This window comes from Streptomyces stoeckheimensis, from assembly GCF_045822005.1.
Lineage (GTDB): Bacteria > Actinomycetota > Actinomycetes > Streptomycetales > Streptomycetaceae > Streptomyces > Streptomyces stoeckheimensis.
The window spans coordinates 7,208,068-7,224,060 of the sequence record NZ_CP169550.1 but is presented as its reverse complement, the minus strand read 5'-3'; the positions used below and the strand labels follow the sequence as shown (position 1 = coordinate 7,224,060).

The window sequence follows — 15,993 nt, the reverse complement described above, 5'->3', positions numbered from 1 at the left end:
CTCTCACGCCTCCTTTGCGTCGACGGGAACGGAGACGGTCGCGGCGGCCGCGTCGGAGCCGGTACGACGCGAGCGTCGCAGCGGCGGCTTCGCGCCCAGTCGCTTCGGGTCCAGCCCGGACCACGGGTGACCGCTGGCGAAGAAGTTCGTGCGGGCCAGCAGCGTCATGACGGGCTTGGTGAAGAGGAACACCACGACCACGTCGAGCAGGGTCGTCAGACCCAGGGTGAAGGCGAAGCCCTGCACCTTGCCGACGGTGACGATGAACAGGACCGCGGCCGCCAGGAACGACACGAAGTCGGAGACCAGGATGGTGCGACGGGCACGGGGCCAGGCGCGCTCGACGGCCGGACGCAGGGTGCGGCCCTCGCGGATCTCGTCACGGATGCGTTCGAAGTACACGATGAACGAGTCCGCGGTGATGCCGATCGCGACGATCGCACCACAGACGGCGGGCAGGTTCAGTGCGAAGCCGATGCCCTTGCCGAGCAGCGCCATGATCGTGTACGTGAGGATGCCGGAGACGATGAGGCTGATGATGGCGACGAACGCCAGGCCCCGGTAGTACGCCAGCAGGTAGATCACGACGAGGGCGAGGCCGATGGCGCCGGCGATGAGGCCGGCCTTCAGCTGCTCGCCGCCGAGCGCGGCGGAGACGGTGGTGACGCTGTCCTCCTGGAAGGACAGCGGCAGGGCGCCGTACGAGAGCATGTTGCCCAGGTCCATCGCGGACTGCTGGGTGAAGCCGCCGGAGATCTCGGCGTTGCCGCCGGTCAGCGCCTGGCTGACGGACGGGTCGGAGATGACCTCGCCGTCGAGCACGATGGCGAACTGGTTCTGCGGGGACTGCTTGGCAGCGAGCTCACCGGTGATCTTGGCGAACTTGTCGGCGCCCTTGTCGGTGAACTGCATCGTGACGATCCAGATGCCGCGCTGCTGGTCGATGATGCCCTTGGCGTCCTTCACGTCCTGGCCGTTGACCTGGGCCGGACCGAGCACCCACTTGTACCAGACGTCGCCGCGCTTGCCGCAGGCGAGCGTCGGGTCCTCGGGCTTCACGTTCTTGGTGACGGCGGTGCGCTGCGCCTCGTTGCTGCAGTCCAGCGCGGCGAACTTCGCCTGCAGGTCCGCGGCTGCGGCCTGGTCGGCGGTCGGCGCGGACGGCGACGTGGAGGGGGTGGCCTTGTCGTCTGCCTTCTTCGACTCGCTCGCCGAGGGCGAGGGAGAGGGGGCGTTCGGGGCCTTGAGGGCCTCACTGACCGCACGGCCCTGGGAAGTGGCGCTGGACGACGGGGTGGGCGCACTGGCGGACGGGCTGCCGGAGCCGCTCGGGGCGGCGCTCGGGGAGCCGCTCTGGTTGGCCTCGGGGGCGACCGGGGCACCCTCCGCCGTGGCGAGCACGGGGCGGAAGTACAGCTGGGCGGTGGTACCGACCTGATCGCGCGCCTGCTGCTCGTTCGTCCCCTTGGGGATGTTCACGATGATGTGGTCTTGGCCCTGCTTCTGGACCTCGGCCTCGGAGACGCCGAGACCGTTGACGCGGCGTTCGATGATGCCGATCGCCGTGTTCATGTTGGTCTCGTTGATCGCGTCCGGCTTACCGGGCTCGCTCTTGGCCTTGAGCGTGATGCTCGTACCGCCGGCGAGGTCGATGCCGAGTCGCGGCGTCGTCTGCTTCGTGAGGAACATCCCCGCGGTGAGCGCCACCATCGCGATCAGGATGATGGCCAGGGAACGCCCCGGCCTCCCCTGAGCCCCCGTGGGCCGCCGGCCCTTCTTCGGTGCTGCCACCTTGTCGTATCTCCCTGTCCAACCGCCCCGCGCCGGGTCAGCGCGTGGACGGCCACGAAATGTGTGTGGGGACCCCTGCCCCCCGCAGAAGGGTCACTGGCGGGGGCCGCCGGGGCTGCCGGTCAGGCGCCCCGCACGGTCCCCGGCCCAGCGCTACTTCGCGCCGGACTCGCCGTCGCTCTTGCCGTCCTTGGGCTCGTCGCCCTTGGACTCATCCGCCGCGGGCTCATCGGCCTTGGGCTCGTCCTTCTTGCCCAGGTCGAGCTTGGGGGCCTCGTCCCCGGTCAGGGAGGACGCGTCGTCCGGGACGACCGGCGTGTCGATCGTCAGATCATCGGTGATGCCGTGGACGATGCGGTTGTACTCCTCGTCCTCCAGCACGGCGCCGATGGCGTTCTTCGCGTAGATCGCGTGGACGCCGGGGGCCACCTCGAGCGTGACGGTGTCTTCGCCGATCTCCTTCACCGTGGCGTACATGCCACCGATGGTGCGGACGCCGGTGCCGGCCGTCAGCTGGTCGCGCATCTGCACGGCCTGCTGCTGCTTCTTCTTCTGGCTGCGGGTCAGCAGGAACATCGCCCCGATGATCAGCACGAACGGAAGGAGGGACATGATATTCACGGGACGCAGGTCCTTCGCATCGACCGCACAAGCGCACGGCCTTTGTACGGGGGGTGGGTACGCCGACCGTAAGGGTCGGCATCGGCGGAGTCTAGGCGAGTCCGCACCGATGGAACAACGCCCAGCATGTCACCGCAGTTCCTGAGGGGGCGAACCTCCGCGCCGTCAGGTCCCGAAGAGGCCCTGTTGTCCGCTTGATCCGTTCCCGCCGTGCTGCGGCGGAACAAGTCCCAGGTGAGCCCATGCGGCCGGGGTCGCGACCCGCCCCCGAGGGGTCCGGGCCAGCAGCCCTTCCCGTACGAGGAACGGCTCGGCCACCTCTTCCACGGTCTCCCGCTCCTCGCCGACGGCGACCGCGAGCGTCGACAGACCGACGGGTCCGCCGCCGAAGAGCTTCAGGAGCGCCTCCAGGACGGCCCGGTCCAGCCGGTCGAGCCCGCGCTCGTCGACCTCGTAGACCTTCAGGGCGGTGCCGGCGACCGCACGGTTGATCACGCCGTCGGCCCTGACCTGGGCGTAGTCGCGGACGCGCCGCAGCAGCCGGTTGGCGATACGGGGGGTTCCGCGCGAGCGGCCGGCGATCTCGGCGGCGCCGGCGGTGTCGATCTCCACGTCGAGGAGCCGCGCGGAGCGGTGGATGACGCGCTCCAGCTCCTCGGGGGCGTAGAACTCCATGTGGCCGGTGAAGCCGAAGCGGTCGCGCAGCGGGGGCGGGAGCAGACCGGCCCGGGTGGTGGCCCCGACGAGGGTGAACGGGGGCAGCTCCAGCGGGATGGCGGTGGCTCCCGGGCCCTTGCCCACGATCACGTCGACGCGGAAGTCCTCCATGGCCATGTAGAGCATTTCCTCGGCGGGCCGGGACATGCGGTGGATCTCGTCGAGGAAGAGGACCTCGCCCTCCTGGAGGGAGGAGAGGATGGCGGCGAGGTCGCCCGCGTGCTGGATGGCCGGGCCGGAGGTGATCCGGATGGGCGCGCCCATCTCGGCCGCGATGATCATGGACAGGGTGGTCTTCCCCAGGCCCGGGGCGCCCGACAGCAGCACGTGATCGGCGGTGGCACCGCGCTGGCGGGCCGCCTTCAGGACGAGGTCCAGCTGCTGGCGGACCTTCTCCTGCCCGACGAACTCGCCGAGGTCCTTGGGCCGCAGGGCCGCCTCGACGGCGGTGTCCTCGCCGTCCGCCGCGGCTGCGACGATCCGGTCGTCGCTCTCGTCATCCCAGTTCACGGTGTCAGTCTGCCTTCTCGGTGGTGCGGTGGAGTGTGCGCGGGCCGTATCCCGGGGCCCCGCACGTGCGCCCCGTGCATCTGCGGGCGATCCGGCCCGCCCGGGCGCGCTGCGCGCTCCGTGCGCGAGGAGCCGGACATCAGCCGAATCCAGCCCCTCCGGCGTTTGAGGAGCGGGTGTCCGGGGGCTGACCCCCGGCGACGGCGCCGCACCCTCTTATCGGGTCCGGTTCAGGGACTGGAGCGCGGCTCGCAGGAGCTGCGGAACCGGGGCCGACCCGCCGGCGGCGATGGCCTCCTCCGCCTGCGGGGTCACCGCCGAGACGGCCTCCTCCGCGTCCCGGGGCGCGTAGCCCAGTCCGACCAGCGCCGCGGAGAGCTGCTCCGACCACGGCGGCGGGCCGGAGGCAGCCGCGCGCTGCGCGCCGACCATCCCGCTCGACCCCAGCGGCGCGCCCAGCTTGTCCTTGAGGTCCAGCAGGAGCTTCTGCGCGCCCTTCTTCCCGATGCCGGAGACGGCCATCAGCGCCTTCTCGTCCCCCACCGAGACGGCGATGCGCAGCGCGTCCGGGCTGTGCACGGCCAGCATCGCCTGGGCGAGCTTCGGCCCGACCCCGCTGGCGGTCTGCAGGAGCTCGAAGACCTGGCGCTCGTCGTCGTCGGCGAAGCCGTACAGCGTGAGCGAGTCCTCCCGTACGACCAGGGACGTCGCCAGGCGGGCCGGCTCACCGGTCCGCAGGCCCGCGATGGTGTTCGGCGTGCAGTGCACGGCCATGCCCACTCCCCCGACCTCGATGACGGCCAGGGTGGGGGCGAGCGCGGCGACCGGGCCGCTGACGAAGGCGATCATGTGGTGCGGCCTTTCAGGGCGCTGGCATGCCGGTTGACGGCCTGCTGGAGGCGGTTCTGCGCGGGGGCGCGCCAGATGTGACAGATGGCGAGGGCGAGGGCGTCCGCGGCGTCGGCGGGCTTGGGCGGGGCGGACAGCCGCAGCAGCCGGGTGACCATGGCTCCGACCTGTGCCTTGTCTGCGCGACCGCTGCCGGTGACGGCGGCCTTGACCTCGCTCGGGGTGTGCAGCGCGACCGGTATGCCGCGGCGTGCGGCGCACAGCATGGCGACGGCACTGGCCTGGGCGGTGCCCATCACCGTGCTGACGTTGTGCTGGCTGAACACCCGCTCTACGGCGACGACTTCGGGCTCGTACTCGTCGAGCCACTCCTCGATGCCCCGCTCGATCGCGACGAGCCGGTGTCCCAACTCGGCGTCCGCGGGCGTCCGTACGACCCCCACGCCCAGCATCGTCAGGGGGCGGCCCGCCACCCCCTCGACCACGCCGACACCACATCGGGTCAGCCCCGGGTCAACGCCGAGTACGCGCACCCGCCCCCTCCTTCGATCGCCTGTACGTGCAGCTTCGCAGGTTATCGGGCGGCACTGACAAAGCAGCGGGCCGACGGGGTGTGTCCCCGTCGGCCCGCTGTCCGAACGCTGTGAGCGGTGGGCGCCTGGATCAGGCGTCGACCTTCTCCATGACCTCGTCCGAGACGTCGAAGTTGGCGAACACGTTCTGCACGTCGTCGCTGTCCTCCAGCGCGTCGATCAGCTTGAAGATCTTGCGCGCGCCCTCTTCGTCCAGCTCGACCTGCATGGTCGGCAGGAAGTTGGAGTCGGCCGAGTCGTAGTCGATGCCGGCCTGCTGGAGCGCGGTACGGACCGCGACCATGTCGGTGGCCTCGCTGATGATCTCGAACTGCTCGCCGAGGTCGTTGACCTCTTCGGCCCCCGCCTCCAGCACCGTCTCCAGGACGTCGTCCTCGGACAGCTCGCCCTTGGGCAGCAGGACGACGCCCTTGCGGTTGAACAGGTACGAGACCGAGCCCGGGTCGGCCATCGAACCGCCGTTGCGGGTCATCGCGACCCGCACGTCGGACGCGGCACGGTTGCGGTTGTCGGTGAGGCACTCGATGAGCACCGCGACGCCGTTCGGGCCGTAGCCTTCGTACATGATCGTCTCGTAGTCGGCGCCGCCGGCCTCGAGGCCGCCGCCGCGCTTGACCGCGGAGTCGATGTTCTTGTTCGGGACCGAGCTCTTCTTCGCCTTCTGGATGGCGTCGAAGAGGGTCGGGTTGCCATCGATGTCGGCGCCGCCCATACGGGCCGCGACCTCGATGTTCTTGATCAGCTTCGCGAAGAGCTTGCCGCGCTTGGCGTCAACCACGGCCTTCTTGTGCTTCGTCGTAGCCCATTTAGAGTGGCCGGACATCTGCCTGTCTCCTTCGCGTCACCAACAATGTTCGCCTCAGATCCTACCGGGACGCCGTTACAGCCCCGCGCGCACCATGTCGACGAAGTACGCGTGGACCCGGTCGTCACCCGTGAGCTCCGGGTGGAACGAGGTGGCGAGGACGTTGCCCTGGCGCACGGCGACGGTGTGGCCGTCGTACGTGGCGAGCACCTCGGCGGCGCCGCCGACGGACTCGACCCAGGGGGCGCGGATGAAGACGCCCTCGACGGGGCCGCCCTCGATGCCGGCGAAGTCGACCTGAGCCTCGAAGGACTCGTTCTGGCGGCCGAAGGCGTTGCGGCGCACGATCATGTCGATGCCGCCCAGGGTCTCCTGGTCCTCACGGCCGTCCAGCAGCTTGTCGGCGAGCATGATCATGCCGGCGCAGGTGCCGTAGACCGGCATCCCGGCCCGCACGCGCTCGCGCAGCGGCTCCAGCATGCCGAACAGCACGGCGAGCTTCGACATGGTCGTGGACTCGCCGCCGGGGATCACCAGGGCGTCGACCTCGGCGAGCTCCTCGGGACGCCGGACCGGCCTGGCCACGGCGTCAGCCGAGGCCAGGGCGATCAGGTGCTCCCGTACGTCGCCCTGGAGTGCCAGGACACCAATCACGGGGGTGGTCATGGTGATGACTACCAGCCGCGGTTGGCGTAGCGCTCGGACTCGGGGAGGGTGTCGCAGTTGATGCCGACCATGGCCTCGCCCAGGTTGCGGGAGGCGTCCGCGATGATCTTCGGGTCGTCGTAGAAGGTGGTGGCCTTCACGATGGCGGCGGCGCGCTTGGCCGGGTCGCCCGACTTGAAGATGCCGGAGCCGACGAAGACGCCCTCGGCACCGAGCTGGCGCATCAGCGCGGCGTCGGCCGGGGTGGCGACGCCACCGGCGGAGAACAGCACGACCGGGAGCTTGCCGAGCTCGGCAACTTCCTTGACCAGCTCGTACGGGGCGCGCAGCTCCTTGGCGGCGGCGAACAGCTCGTTGTTGTCGTAGCCGCGCAGGCGGGCGATCTCGTTCTTGATCTGGCGCAGGTGACGGACGGCCTCGACGACGTTGCCGGTACCGGCCTCGCCCTTCGAACGGATCATGGCCGCGCCCTCGGCGATGCGGCGCAGGGCCTCGCCCAGGTTGGTGGCGCCACAGACGAAGGGGGTGGTGAACGCCCACTTGTCGGAGTGGTTGACCTCGTCGGCCGGGGTCAGGACCTCGGACTCGTCGATGTAGTCGACGCCGAGGGACTGGAGGACCTGGGCCTCGACGAAGTGGCCGATGCGGGACTTGGCCATGACCGGGATGGAGACGGCCTCGATGATCTCTTCGATCATGTTCGGGTCGGACATCCGGGCGACGCCGCCGTCCTTGCGGATGTCGGCGGGAACCCGCTCCAGGGCCATGACGGCCACGGCGCCGGCGTCCTCGGCGATCTTCGCCTGCTCGGCGTTGACCACATCCATGATCACGCCGCCCTTGAGCTGCTCGGCCATGCCGCGCTTGACGCGGGAGGTGCCGATCGCCGACTCAGCGGACTGCGGGGTGGAGGGAAGCGTGCTCACGGATTGACCTCACTCGAAAGGAAGATTCAGGCGCTACTGGTGATCGCTACGGGCGACCTGGTGGTACTCGACCGAGGAAACCCTCTGGACCAGTCCACGGCAAGGGCCAATGTGCAGCCGGTGGCCCTTTGCGATTTGGCCATTGGGTACAAGTTACGGCCGCTCGGCCAGATCCACCGGAGGCTCGTCGTCCATCTCGAAGGCCAGCGGGAACGCCGCGTGGCCCGCCAGCCGGAACCAGCGGACCTTGCGGTGGCGGCGCAGGGCGCGGGCCGCCCGAACGGCGTCGTTGAGGAACCGCCGTGCCATCGGCACCCGGCGGACCGCCGCCGCGAGCTCCTCGGCGGCCTCCGCACCGCCCCGGGCCGCCTTGAGCGCGTCGACCTGCCCGACGTCGGCGAACACCGCGCGCAGTGCCTGGCTGAGCTCGCTCTCGGCAACCTCGCGGTGCTCCTCCTCCGCTTGGCGGGCGGCGTGCGCGGCCTCGTACAGCACGAGGGAGGAGGCGGGGTCCAGCACCCCGGAGGTCGCGACCTCCAGCACCACGGAAGCCCGCCGCACGAGCTGCGCGTCGAGCGCGGCCCGCGCAGCGTCCATCCGCGAGTGCAGCCGGTCGAGCCGGCCGGCGGTCCAACTGAGGTACACCCCGACGAGGCCGAGGCCAAGGGCAATCCAGACAAGGGTTTCGATCACGGGCCGCGACCTTACCTTTCAATGCGCCCCTCGCGCGCCTCGGCCCTGGCGGGCCTCACCGGCTTCGCGCCGCTGCGCCGGACTCCGTCCGGCGGTGGCCGGTCGGGGCTGCCGCCGATGCCGTCCCGGTGTGGGGCCGGTGGGCGGGTGCGGGTTGCCGGGCCCTGCGGGGGCTGTCCCCCTACCCGCCCTTCGCCCGTTCCCCGGGCTCTGCCCGGACCCCGGTCCTCAAACGCCGGACGGGCTGAAGACAAGTCGCGGGCTGCGCCCGAAGGGGTCCCGGGCGACCCTTCGCCTCAAACGCCAGCGGGGCTGCACGTACAGGCCGGAGGCGGCCAAAATCCAGCCCCTCCGGCGTTTGAGGAGCAGGGGTCCGGGGGCTGGCCCCCGGGAACGGCGCCGCACGCGGCAACGGGTCCGGGGCGGAGCCCCGGGGAACGGGCGAAGGGCGGCTACGTGTCGCGGGAGAGGCCCAGGCGGGTGCGGAGGGGGACTCGTTCGTCCTCGGCCACCGCCGCCGCGCCGTCCGTCACCGTTTCGTAGACGGCCAGGATGTCCGCCGCCACCGTCGACCAGTCGAAGCGGCGCACGTGGGCGGAGCCGCGGGTGCTCAGTTCCGCGCGGCGGGCGGGGTCGCCGAGGAGGGCGATCGCCGAGGCGGCCAGGGAGTCGGGGTCCTCGTTCGCGAAGAGCTCCCCCGCCGCGCCCTGGTCCAGGACCTGCGCGAAGGCGTCCAGGTCGGCGGCGAGGACCGCCGCGCCTGCCGAGAGGGCTTCCACCAGGATGATGCCGAAGCTCTCGCCGCCCGTGTTCGGGGCCACGTACACGTCGACGCTGCGCAGCAGCCGCGCCTTGTCCTCGTCCGAGACCATGCCGAGGAACTCGACCCGGGAGCGGAGTTCGGGCGGGAGGGAGGCGACCGCCTCCTCCTCGTCGCCGCGGCCCGCCACGAGGAGGCGTACGTCCGGGTAGGCCTCCACGATCTTCGGGAAGGCCGCCATCAGGACCGGCAGGCCCTTGCGGGGTTCGTCGATCCGGCCGATGAAGCCGAGGGTCCGGCCCGACCAGGCCGGATTCGGGTCGGCCTTGGCGAAGAAGTCCACGTCCACGCCGTTGGGGATGACCACCGCGTCCCCGCCGAGGTGCTCGACCAGCGTGCGCCGCGCGTACTCGCTCACCGCGATCCGGGCGCTGATCTTCTCCAGCGCCGGCTGCAGGATCGGGTAAGCCGCGAGCATGGCCCGGGAGCGCGGGTTGGAGGTGTGGAAGGTGGCCACGATGGGGCCTTGCGCCGCCCAGCAGGTCAGGAGGCCCAGCGAGGGGGCGGTCGGCTCGTGGATGTGGACCACGTCGAAGACCCCGTCGTGCAGCCAGCGCCGTCGCGGGCCGCCGACAGGAAGCCGAAGTTGAGGCGGGCCACCGACCCGTTGTACGGCACCGGCACCGCCCGGCCCGCCGAGACCACGTAGGGGGGCAGGCCGGTCTCGTCGTCCGACGGGGCCAGGACCGACACCTCGTGGCCGAGGCCGATGAGGTGTTCCGCCAGGTCCCGGATGTGGAACTGGACCCCGCCGGGCACGTCCCAGGAGTACGGGCAGACGATGCCGATCTTCACGCGGAGTGCTCCTCGGGCCGGCCGACGCCGTGGCCGGTGGTCTCCAGGTCGTCCAGCCACAGCCTCTGGAGCATGTGCCAGTCCTGCGGGTGCTCGGCGATGCCCTGAGCGAAGGCGTCGGCGACCGCCTGCGTCATGACGGCCGTCTTCTCCTGCCGGGTGCCCTGCTCGGGCACCTCCACCGGGGAGTGGATCCGGCCGTACATCTTCGGCGCGTCCCCGTAGTACAGGGTGGCCGGGAGCAGGATCGCGCCGGTCTGCTGGGCGAGCAGCGCCGGACCGGCCGGCATCCGCGCCGCCGAGCCGAAGAAGTCCACTTCCACCCCGGAAGCCGACAGGTCCCGGTCCGCGACCAGGCAGACGAGCCCGCCGGAGCGCAGCCGTCGCGCGAGCGTGCCGAAGGCGGCCCCGCCGTTGTGCGGGAGCACCTCCATGCCCAGGCTCTCGCGGTAGGCGACGAAGCGGTCGTAGAGGGTCTCCGGCTTGAGCCGCTCGGCGACGGTGGTGAAGGGGACTCCGATGTGGGTGACGGCCCAGGCGCCGGCGAGGTCCCAGTTGGCCAGGTGCGGGAGGGCGACGATCACTCCGCGTCCGGAGGCCAGTGCCTCGCGCAGGATGTGGTCGTCCTTCATCTGCACGTCGGTGCTGAATCGCTCCTTCGCCATGGTCGGCAGCCGGAAGGACTCCATCCAGTACCGCATGTAGGAGCGCATGCCCGCGTGCGACAGCTCGCGCAGCCGCTCGGGCGTCGCGTCCGGCACCACCCGGGCCAGGTTCGACTCCAGGCGCATCACGCTCTTGCCGCGCCGCTTCCAGGTGAAGTCCGCGATCCGCTGTCCGAGGGCGGCCGCGGCCGGCTCGGGCAGCTTCTTGACCCCGGCCCAGCCGAGCCCGTAGAGCCCGTCGACCAGCTTGTCCTGTGCCTTGCCCATCAGGGCGTACCGCCTTCGGAGGGAGCACCGGCGGCAGCGGCGGCGGCAGCGTCGGCCTCTGCCGATTCGCGCCGTACGGTCACCACGCGCTGGATCAGGGTCACGAGCGAGCCCGCCGCGACCACCCACAGCGCGATCGGCAGCAGCACGCCGATCCACGAGGGGACGCCGAAGGTCTCCAGGCCGGACAGACCGGCCGCGACCAGCGTGATCACCAGGCGTTCGGCGCGTTCGATGAGTCCGTTGACGGCGACCGGCAGGCCGATCGACTCGCCGCGGGCCTTGGTGTACGAGACCACCTGGCCGCTGGCCAGGCAGAAGATGGCGACCGCGCAGAGCGCGTTGTCGTTCCCGGAACCCGCGTACCAGAGCGCGAGCCCGCCGAAGATCGCCGCGTCCGCCACCCGGTCGAGGGTGGAGTCGAGGAACGCGCCCCACCGGCTGGAGACGCCGGCCTGGCGGGCCATGTTCCCGTCCACCAGGTCGGAGAAGACGAAGAGCGTGATGGTGATCGTGCCCCAGAAGAACTCGCCCATGGGGAAGAAGACCAGGGCTCCGGCCACCACTCCGGCCGTGCCGATGAGGGTGACCGCGTCGGGACTCACTCCCATCCGGAGCAGAAATGCGGCGAATGGCGTGAGAACACGCGTGAAGAATGCACGCGCGTACTTGTTCAGCATGGCCTTCCCGGAGGGTCGCTGGGCCGCACGGCCACCACGGCCACCGGCTGGCCCATCGTAGCCAGGGCCCCGGGCCATCGGCGCCGCGCACCCACCGGTTCACACGACGTGGGCCGTTCTCGGGCCGTTCGCCACGTTCCGCACGCCCTGTCGGACCTGTTTCCGGACCGTATCCGGGCCTGCATCCGGGCCTGTTTCCGGGCAGGTTTCCGGACACCTTCCCCCGCACGTCCCCCAGCCTCCCCCGGCACGTTCCCGGGCGTCACACCCGGGCGCCGCCCCTGCCGCGCCCCTGCCGCCCCACCGCCTCCGGTACGACGTATGGACGGGGTGTGACGGCAGTGCAAAGCTCGTAGAAGGCCTTTTCCTCTCCATCCCCTCCAAGTCGGGAGGCACGAACATCGTGGGAGCCGCATCACACCAATCCGGAGCCGCCGGAAGAGCACCGACGGCCGACCACCCCGCCTCCGTACGGAACGTCGTGCTGGTCGGCCACAGCGGATCCGGCAAGACCACCCTGGTCGAAGCCCTGGCCCTGACCGCCGGCGCCGTGAAGCGGGCCGGGCGTGTCGAGGACGGCGCCACCGTCTCCGACTACGACGAGATCGAGCACCGCCGCCAGCGCTCCATCCAGCTCTCCCTGGTCCCCGTCGAGTGGGCCGGAGTCAAGATCAACATCCTGGACACCCCCGGTTACGCCGACTTCGTCGGTGAGCTCCGGGCCGGGCTGCGCGCCGCCGACGCGGCCCTCTTCGTGGTCTCGGCCGCCGAGGACGGCGACGGGCTCTCCGGGGCCACCCGGATGGTCTGGGACGAATGCGCCGCCGTCGGCATGCCGCGCGCCATCGTCGTGACCCACCTGGAAGCCGCCCGCGCCGACTACGCGCAGATGACCACGGTGTGCGGCGACGCCTTCGGGGCGGACGACCCCGATGCCGTGCGCCCGCTCTACCTGCCCCTGCACGGCCCCGCCGGCCCCGACGGCCACGCCCCCGTGGCCGGACTGCTCGGGCTGCTCTCCCAGCGCGTCTACGACTACACCTCCGGCGACCGCGTCGAACGCGACCCGGACCCCGGCGAGCTCGCCCTGATCACCGACGCCCGCGCCCGGCTGATCGAGGGGATCATCGCCGAGAGCGAGGACGAGACCCTCATGGACCGCTACCTCGGCGGCGAGGACATCGACCTCAAGACCCTGGTCGACGACCTGGAGCGGGCCGTCGCCCGCGGCACCTTCCACCCCGTCCTGATGGCCGCCCCCGCCGCCGACGGCGCCCGCAAGGGCCTGGGCACCGTAGAGCTCCTCGAACTGATCACCGGCGGCTTCCCCACCCCGCTGGAGCGCGCGCCCGTCAACGTCACCACCCCCGACGGCGCCGCCCGCCCGGCGGTCACCTGCGATCCCGGCGGACCGCTCGTCGCCGAGGTGGTCAAAACCTCCTCCGACCCCTACGTCGGCCGCGTCTCCCTCGTCCGCGTCTTCTCCGGCACCCTGCGCCCCGACGAGACGGTCCACGTCAGCGGGCACGGGCTGACGGACCGCGGGCATGAGGACCACGATGTCGACGAACGCATCGGCGCCCTGACCTCCCCCTTCGGCAAACAGCAGCGCACCCTCGCCCACTGCATCGCCGGCGATCTGGCCTGCGTGGCCAAACTCACCCGCGCCGAGACCGGGGACACCCTCTCCGCCAAGGACGACCCCCTCCTCATGGAGGCCTGGTCCATGCCCGACCCGCTGCTCCCCCTCGCCATCGAGGCCCACAGCAAGGCCGACGAGGACAAGCTCTCCCAGGGCCTGGCGCGGCTGGTCGCCGAAGACCCGACCATGCGGCTCGAACAGAACCCGCACACCCGCCAGCTCGTCCTGTGGTGTCTCGGCGAAGCCCATCAGGACCTCGCCCTCGAACGGCTGCGCACCCGGTACGGGGTCCAGGTCGACCCGGTCGCGCACAAGGTCAGCCTCCGCGAGACCTTCGGCGCCAAGGCCGGCGGCCGTGGACGGCACGTGAAGCAGTCCGGCGGGCACGGTCAGTTCGCCATCTGCGAGATCGAGGTCGAGCCGCTGCCGCCGGGCAGCGGCATCGAGTTCGTCGACAAGGTCGTCGGCGGAGCGGTTCCGCGCCAGTTCATCCCGTCCGTGGAGAAGGGCGTCCGGGCACAGGCGGCCCGGGGGCTCGCGGCCGGCTACCCACTGGTCGACGTACGCATCACCCTGCTCGACGGCAAGGCCCACTCGGTGGACTCCTCCGACGCCGCCTTCCAGACCGCGGGCGCCCTCGCCCTGCGCGAAGCCGCCGCCGGGGCCTCCGTCCAGCTCCTCGAACCGGTCGCCGAGCTCGCCGTACTCGTCCCCGACGAGTACGTCGGCTCCGTCATGAGCGACCTCGCCGGCCGCCGGGGCCGCGTCGTGGGCACCGACGCGGCGGGCACCGGCCGTACCCGGGTCCTCGCCGAGATCCCCGAGATCGAGATCGGCCGGTACGCCGTGGAGCTGCGCTCCGTATCGCACGGCACGGGCCTGTTCAGCCGTACGTACGCGCGGCACGAGCCGATGCCGCCACAGATAGCGGACAAGCTGCGCGAACAGACCGAGAAGGGAAGCCACCTGACATAGCGTCACCCGGGCCGCCCATCCAACCCGCTTGCGATGGGCGGCATTTACCTGTCCCATGACCACGGGGAGGAATCGGCCGATAGGCTCGTCCGCGCGTGAGACGGGCAGAACGAACGGGTAGACCAACCGGGTGGGCCGAGCAGGCGGGCCAGGCAGGCCGAGCAGGCAGGTCGGGCAGGCAGGCAGGCAGGCAGGCAGGTCGAGCGCACAGGGCGGGAACGCCGCACCGGGAGCACCACCCGGAGCGGGCGGCATCGCGGGCAGGCCCGCACACGAGCACGACGCACAGCGATGGGGGCAGCGGTGGCGGACGACGGATTCGACTTCAGGCCCGGGGCACAGATCCCGCTCCAGGGCGGCGGCGGCCAGACCGCCGCGACCAACGCCCTCGCGTCCGCCGCCTACCGGGACGGCGGACGCGACACCAAGCTGGACGAGATACTCAAGGCCAACAACGAGTACCACGAGTCCGTCGTCAAACCCGCCAAGGTGTCCCTGCTCGCCCCCAACCTCGGCGAGGCCTTCTGCCGCGCCGTCGAGGCGCGCACCGTCCCGGCCACCCGCAAACCCCTCATCCAGTCCTTCGGCGCCGACCCGCAGACCGTCGTCGAGCACTGCCTGGCCGCCTCCCGCATCCGCAAGGAGCGCGACCGCAAGCTCCGCCTGATCATGCTCGTCTGCGGGGTCGTGTTCCTCCCCGGCCTGCTGCTGTGGCTCGGCCTGTTCTGGGCCCGCAAGGCCCTGGCGGACTCCGATGCCAAGCGGGCCTCCTGGATGGGCACGGCGCTCCTGGTCGGCGTGGGCCTGGTGGTCGCCGTACTCATGTTCCGGCTCCCCGTGACCGGCGTGCCGAGCATCTACGTCCGCGCCATGGTCATCGCCCCGGTCGCCGGCTGGTTCCTCGCCCGCCGGCTCTGCGAGGCCACAGCCGAAGACCTGCGCTCCCGCTGGGACGGGCTCCTCGCGGGCGGCGGCGGGGTGGCCGCCAAGATCCCGGAGGCCGTCCCCGGCAACCCCGACGAGAAGGCCCGCGAGGACCTGCGCCACTCCCTGGCCAAGCTCACCGCCGAGGACCGCAGCAATGCCGTCTTCTACGCGGGCCCCAAGGGCATACTCGGCATGGGCACGCGCTGGGGCAGCTGGCAGATGGCCGAGGAGCTCGTCCCCAAGAACGAGGGCTCCGAGATCCACCCGTTCCGCAGCTGGGACGTCATACGCGCGATCGACACCCAGCTGCGCAAGCTGGAGCGCGGTCCGCTGCACACCGGTGGCCTCCCGCCCGCGTCGATCCAGCACTGGATCGTCTCCCCGGTCGGCGAGGGCGCCAAGGAGGTGACCCGCCCCAGCGGAGCGGACGTGGACACCTTCCTGGTCAAGCCGCACGAGATCACCCGGATCTGCAACGAGCAGCAGTTCAGCGCCGGCAACCGGCACTACCTCGGCATCCAGTACCCGCTCTGGGACGGCCAGCTCGTGATCACCATGCTGGTCACGGTCACCGTGCTCTACAAGACCCTGCGCGTGGAGGTCACCGGGCACGCGCTCGGCCCGGTGCACGGCCTGTTCACCACCAAATCGGCGGCGCCGGTCGACGAGGTCGCCAAATCCGTGCGCTTCTGGGAAACCGTGGAGCTCAAGCGGCCCGTGGTCGACACGAGCGAGGTCGTACGCCTCGCCGTGCGCGCGCCCTTCACCTGGTACCCGCCGCTCCTGGACTTCCTGGGCGGCAAGCTCGTCCTCCCGGAGCCCTTCGGCGTCCGCCACGTCTGGGCCGGCCAGCCGTGGCGCCACCGCTTCATGGCGGACGACGCGATGCGCGCCGCGACCCCGGTCCTGCGGGCGGTGCACACCGCCGCGCTGCGGGTCCTGGAGGAGAACGGGGTCGACATCGAGCGCTTCAGCAACCGCTCGATGATCGTCAGCGGTCTGGTCCAGGACGCCGCACCGCGCAAGGCGGACGCCTACGACGCGTGAGCCC

14 protein-coding genes and 1 pseudogene are annotated in these 15,993 nt (G+C 71.2%); 2 read left to right on the top strand and 13 right to left on the bottom strand.

The window, feature by feature from the left end; translation table 11 throughout:
- Nucleotides 1–3 precede the first annotated feature (3 nt).
- The 13 genes and pseudogenes from secD to pgsA all read right to left on the bottom strand — a co-directional run bounded on the left by secD (nt 4) and on the right by pgsA (nt 11,398).
- Nucleotides 4–1,791 (bottom strand): protein translocase subunit SecD, encoded by a 1,788-nt coding sequence (gene secD, locus ACE1OC_RS32775; protein WP_407840022.1) that lies wholly within the window; start codon nt 1,789–1,791, stop codon nt 4–6.
- A gap of 153 nt (nt 1,792–1,944) precedes the next feature.
- Nucleotides 1,945–2,412 (bottom strand): preprotein translocase subunit YajC, encoded by a 468-nt coding sequence (yajC, locus tag ACE1OC_RS32770; protein WP_407840021.1) that lies wholly within the window; start codon nt 2,410–2,412, stop codon nt 1,945–1,947.
- A 165-nt stretch (nt 2,413–2,577) separates the two neighbouring features.
- Nucleotides 2,578–3,639: a Holliday junction branch migration DNA helicase RuvB gene (gene ruvB, locus ACE1OC_RS32765; protein WP_274547951.1), complete on the bottom strand. Its 1,062-nt coding sequence runs from the start codon at nt 3,637–3,639 to the stop codon at nt 2,578–2,580.
- 216 nt (nt 3,640–3,855) lie between these two features.
- Complete coding sequence (gene ruvA / locus ACE1OC_RS32760; protein ID WP_407840020.1) at nt 3,856–4,488, bottom strand: Holliday junction branch migration protein RuvA; 633 nt, start codon at nt 4,486–4,488, stop codon at nt 3,856–3,858.
- Nucleotides 4,485–5,021, bottom strand: a complete 537-nt coding sequence (ruvC, locus tag ACE1OC_RS32755; protein WP_407840019.1) for a crossover junction endodeoxyribonuclease RuvC — start codon at nt 5,019–5,021, stop codon at nt 4,485–4,487. The genes ruvA and ruvC overlap by 4 nt, the downstream gene beginning before the upstream one ends.
- Nucleotides 5,022–5,151: 130 nt before the next feature.
- A complete protein-coding gene (locus tag ACE1OC_RS32750; RefSeq protein WP_243334244.1) occupies nt 5,152–5,904 on the bottom strand; it encodes a YebC/PmpR family DNA-binding transcriptional regulator in 753 nt (250 codons plus the stop codon).
- Nucleotides 5,905–5,961: 57 nt separating this feature from the next.
- Nucleotides 5,962–6,552, bottom strand: coding sequence for a pyridoxal 5'-phosphate synthase glutaminase subunit PdxT (gene pdxT / locus ACE1OC_RS32745; RefSeq protein ID WP_250744713.1), 591 nt, complete (start codon nt 6,550–6,552; stop codon nt 5,962–5,964).
- 8 nt (nt 6,553–6,560) lie between these two features.
- Nucleotides 6,561–7,478 carry a pyridoxal 5'-phosphate synthase lyase subunit PdxS gene (pdxS, locus tag ACE1OC_RS32740; RefSeq protein ID WP_030294529.1) on the bottom strand — a complete coding sequence of 306 codons (918 nt, stop codon included), beginning with the start codon at nt 7,476–7,478 and terminating at the stop codon, nt 6,561–6,563.
- Nucleotides 7,479–7,631: 153 nt separating this feature from the next.
- A complete protein-coding gene (locus ACE1OC_RS32735) occupies nt 7,632–8,171 on the bottom strand; it encodes a hypothetical protein (protein ID WP_407840018.1) in 540 nt (179 codons plus the stop codon).
- Between the two features lie 452 nt (nt 8,172–8,623).
- Nucleotides 8,624–9,757 carry a glycosyltransferase family 4 protein gene (locus ACE1OC_RS32730; RefSeq protein WP_407841751.1) on the bottom strand — a complete coding sequence of 378 codons (1,134 nt, stop codon included), beginning with the start codon at nt 9,755–9,757 and terminating at the stop codon, nt 8,624–8,626.
- Nucleotides 9,658–9,867: pseudogene (locus ACE1OC_RS32725) on the bottom strand (hypothetical protein); the annotation flags it as partial. The gene ACE1OC_RS32730 and the pseudogene ACE1OC_RS32725, both read right to left, overlap by 100 nt.
- Nucleotides 9,783–10,718, bottom strand: coding sequence for a phosphatidylinositol mannoside acyltransferase (locus ACE1OC_RS32720; protein ID WP_407840017.1), 936 nt, complete (start codon nt 10,716–10,718; stop codon nt 9,783–9,785). The gene ACE1OC_RS32720 and the pseudogene ACE1OC_RS32725, both read right to left, overlap by 85 nt.
- Nucleotides 10,718–11,398, bottom strand: coding sequence for a phosphatidylinositol phosphate synthase (gene pgsA, locus ACE1OC_RS32715; protein WP_407840016.1), 681 nt, complete (start codon nt 11,396–11,398; stop codon nt 10,718–10,720). Before pgsA ends, ACE1OC_RS32720 begins: the two co-directional genes overlap by 1 nt.
- A 403-nt stretch (nt 11,399–11,801) precedes the next feature.
- Between pgsA and ACE1OC_RS32710 the strand changes: the two genes are divergently transcribed.
- Nucleotides 11,802–14,015: an elongation factor G-like protein EF-G2 gene (locus tag ACE1OC_RS32710; protein ID WP_407840015.1), complete on the top strand. Its 2,214-nt coding sequence runs from the start codon at nt 11,802–11,804 to the stop codon at nt 14,013–14,015.
- A gap of 303 nt (nt 14,016–14,318) precedes the next feature.
- Nucleotides 14,319–15,989, top strand: coding sequence for a hypothetical protein (locus tag ACE1OC_RS32705; RefSeq protein WP_407840014.1), 1,671 nt, complete (start codon nt 14,319–14,321; stop codon nt 15,987–15,989).
- The last annotated feature ends 4 nt before the right edge of the window (nt 15,990–15,993 follow it).

What these genes read in the sequence shown, in the direction of transcription:
- ruvA (WP_407840020.1), bottom strand. Translation starts at nt 4,488, where the DNA reads ATGATCGCCTTCGTCAGCGGCCCGGTCGCCGCGCTCGCCCCCACCCTG.
- ACE1OC_RS32750 (WP_243334244.1), bottom strand. Translation starts at nt 5,904, where the DNA reads ATGTCCGGCCACTCTAAATGGGCTACGACGAAGCACAAGAAGGCCGTG.
- pdxT (WP_250744713.1), bottom strand. Translation starts at nt 6,552, where the DNA reads ATGACCACCCCCGTGATTGGTGTCCTGGCACTCCAGGGCGACGTACGG.
- ACE1OC_RS32720 (WP_407840017.1), bottom strand. Translation starts at nt 10,718, where the DNA reads ATGGGCAAGGCACAGGACAAGCTGGTCGACGGGCTCTACGGGCTCGGC.
- pgsA (WP_407840016.1), bottom strand. Translation starts at nt 11,398, where the DNA reads ATGCTGAACAAGTACGCGCGTGCATTCTTCACGCGTGTTCTCACGCCA.